Annotated in this window: 4 protein-coding genes; all 4 read right to left on the reverse strand. The window is 47.9% G+C overall.

Annotated features, from left to right (window positions below):
* Positions 1-337 precede the first annotated feature (337 nt).
* Positions 338-1,117 (reverse strand): hypothetical protein, encoded by a 780-nt coding sequence (locus tag VH187_RS17760; protein ID WP_329702787.1) that lies wholly within the window; start codon positions 1,115-1,117, stop codon positions 338-340.
* Positions 1,099-2,007 carry a DUF6353 family protein gene (locus VH187_RS17765; RefSeq protein ID WP_329702788.1) on the reverse strand — a complete coding sequence of 303 codons (909 nt, stop codon included), beginning with the start codon at positions 2,005-2,007 and terminating at the stop codon, positions 1,099-1,101. Before VH187_RS17765 ends, VH187_RS17760 begins: the two co-directional genes overlap by 19 nt.
* Positions 2,008-2,197: 190 nt before the next feature.
* Positions 2,198-2,827 carry a hypothetical protein gene (locus VH187_RS17770; protein WP_329702789.1) on the reverse strand — a complete coding sequence of 210 codons (630 nt, stop codon included), beginning with the start codon at positions 2,825-2,827 and terminating at the stop codon, positions 2,198-2,200.
* Positions 2,828-2,874: 47 nt separating this feature from the next.
* A partial coding sequence (locus tag VH187_RS17775; protein ID WP_329702790.1) for a hypothetical protein occupies positions 2,875-3,075 on the reverse strand: 201 nt, incomplete at its 5' end.

Raw genomic sequence — 3,075 nt, forward strand, 5'->3', positions numbered from 1 at the left:
GTCGACCGGACTCAGTTCAATGCCTTCGACTTTGTCGAGACCGATGTTCTCAATCAGCTTCCATGCCCACCACTCAGGCTCACCACCGGCATTAAACGCCACTCGTCGAGAGAGCGCCACCAACACTTCCAAAAATGAGACTCCAAATGGAAATGTATGGTGACGCCCGTCCAAGAACTCGTACCGGAGCTCGAATCCGTCTGCTATACGATTGTCATCGTGCGGTACTAGCCAGACGAATTCCTTGTGGTGCATTTCGTTGAACAACCCAAGATATCGTTTCTGCCACGTTTCTTCAAGATGAGATTGGTGAACAAGCCATCTGAAATATGCCTGTTCAGTCCTGCTCATCGTCGAATCGCCGTCTCGTCCTATGGGTCCGTTGTCTACTGGCCGAGTGACGAATGACACCGCTTACTTGCTCAGCATAACTTCCACGATCTCGAAGGATCTCGAAATCCAATCCAAGTCGTTCATTGCGAATATACACAATGTTACTATCGTTGGATCCATGACCCCATTTCAATAGGTTACCCAAACCAAACGTTTCATCAAGAGGTTCTTCAATCTTCTGATCTCTTGAGTCGGACACGACATCATCTGATTCGTAATAGGTATAGGTAACCTGATCGTGCTCTACGGTATTCTCACGAAACTCATCGAGATGGATAATATACGGAGCATCCTTTGTCCGCATACTGATCTCTTTCTGATAGTTCCATTCTTCGCCTGGCTCAGTACCCTGAAAGACGTTTTCTCGCCTAGGCTCTGAGACAGGAACCGATGGACGAGTAGGACGAGGGCGTTCCTCGATAACTACTTCATCGATCGGGGGCTTGTCCTGATCAGGGAATTGCTTCTTGTTTTCACCGTAGTAGTGTTCCCGAATCCGAGAAATCTCCTCAAAAGCCAACTTTGAGTACTTGGTCTTGAGACGATGCTCGGCAATATAGAAACCGGCTGCAAATCCTGCTGCAACTCCTACGCTGAATCCAATAGAAAGAAACGACACATCCCGTCCCGTTATACGACGAGTTGCATCTGCGACTTTCTCGACTGTGACAGCGACCTCATCGAGACCTTCAGCTGCCTGCTCTGCTAGCTGCTCAGTTGCCATGACAGCTTCTCCTCCACCTTGTCTCGATTGAGCAAGTCATAAATGACCCCGTCAACGTTGAAATCCAGAAGGATCGAACCTTCCTTACCGTTTACGAAATCTCGAATGATCTGTCGATCATCGTCAAATATACCGAAATCAACGTAGTTCTCATTCTGATCGGCAAGGATCCAGCCAACCACAGAACCGGCCTTACTCCTCGGAACTCCAAGCATGTCATAGACTTCATTCAGAAAGACATGGCCACGGGATCTGAGAAGATCGTTTGCATAGTTCTGCTGACAGTTGAGAAATATGCGATTATACTCTGGTTCTTTCGACCACGACGTAGATGTCTGATCAAAGAAACGAGCATAAATTGAAGGTACATCGTCACTAACGCGCCAAGTCGACTGCTCTTTTCCTTTGTCGTCGAGAACGGCAACCTCCTGGGTACCGTAGCGAAAGTTACGATCTTCATCCTCTCCGTACTTCTCAACTACTCTCTGACGATATTTCTTAAACCCTTCGTCCAAGGCCTTGTAGGCTGCCATCAAAGCCGCGTTTCGCTTGGACAGAATATCGTGGGACTTTGTCAGTGCTGCAATGGACACAACTCCCAGACCAATCGCCGGAGCATAAAGCTTTGCGATCTTCACACCAGTCTGGATCTTGATGATCCTCACGTCGTTTACACGATCAGCTTCGGTATACTCACGATGCTCAAGCGTGCGAGCGGTATTCAGCTTGTCCGCTCCTTCGTCCAAGACTTCTTCGAGCTTCAAAGTAGCCTTGCACGCCAAGACTGTACTGCCAACAACACCTACGACTCCTGCACCGAATAAGATCGCAGGCGAATTCTTATCCAGTTTTAGCATGGTTCGGGCGAGTGCCCCTGAAAACGACATCATAATCTCCTTAAAATAATCTACCTTGTTGAGGCGGCTGTTCCTTCTGAGGCAATGGGTTTGGGTCTTCCAAATTCTTCAGATATATCGCGATTACTTGATCGTCAGCCATTCGATCAACTTGTACAGCCCAATTCTCGTTTGGGTACATCGCTTTTACAGCATCACGCATCTGATGAATGTTGGTCATAGTTTAATCGAGTGAAATAGGTTGGGGGAGATCAAGAAGATAACCGTCTCTAATTCTCGTGACCCCCGAACCTCTAAGGTCCACCCATCCCCAGCTCTCATCAACGTATGTGCTGGTAACGCCAACCATTGCATATAGATCAGCAACCGTAATGCGCCCATACTGACTCACCACCTCATACATTTGATCGATAACATTCTCCGCTTCTCCACGTGCTGGCAAAACAATGTCATCGAAGTCATGCGTTGCACGAGCTCGACGACTCATTGTCCTTTGAGGTGACGATTGTGGATTACCCATGTAGTACCGGTTGTAACTTACAACACCGGTTGGGCCTGATTGCGGAGTTGTCGACCCACTACGTCTACGCCTTGAATCGCCAAATATCAGTTTCTCAAAGAACTGACTGGTGATCTCAACAGCGGCATCTTTCACAGCTGGCATCATCACATCAAATATGACGAAATCAACCGCGCTCTTGGCATCTCCTGCTACGAAGTTCTCACGAAACCTGTGGCTCAGAGACTTCTTTCGCCGGATGGGGTCATCCGAAGTAACGCGCTTGATGTTTTTATCTTGAATCCTTCTATTTTGATCTAGCTTCTTGTTAGGCGGGTAATTCGGAATCTCCATGACTTTCCTTTTAGAAAAACTAAAGCCCTTGTGGGGCCTTAGCTTTTTTATCGATCCGACTTATACTCGTTTCGCTTATTAGTGGTTCGGGCCTGAAAGTTGTCATACCAGGCCATTGCTCCATCGATCCGACGGTCGACATGCTCCGAAGCTCTCTCAGCGACCATACCGCCAATGACAAAGCTGCCAAACCAGACACGGGCTTGATCCGCACCTGTAATGACATCAGTGTTATTGGTGATAACGTC

The sequence above is a fragment of the Scandinavium sp. genome (assembly GCF_036271055.1).
GTDB lineage: Bacteria > Pseudomonadota > Gammaproteobacteria > Enterobacterales > Enterobacteriaceae > Scandinavium.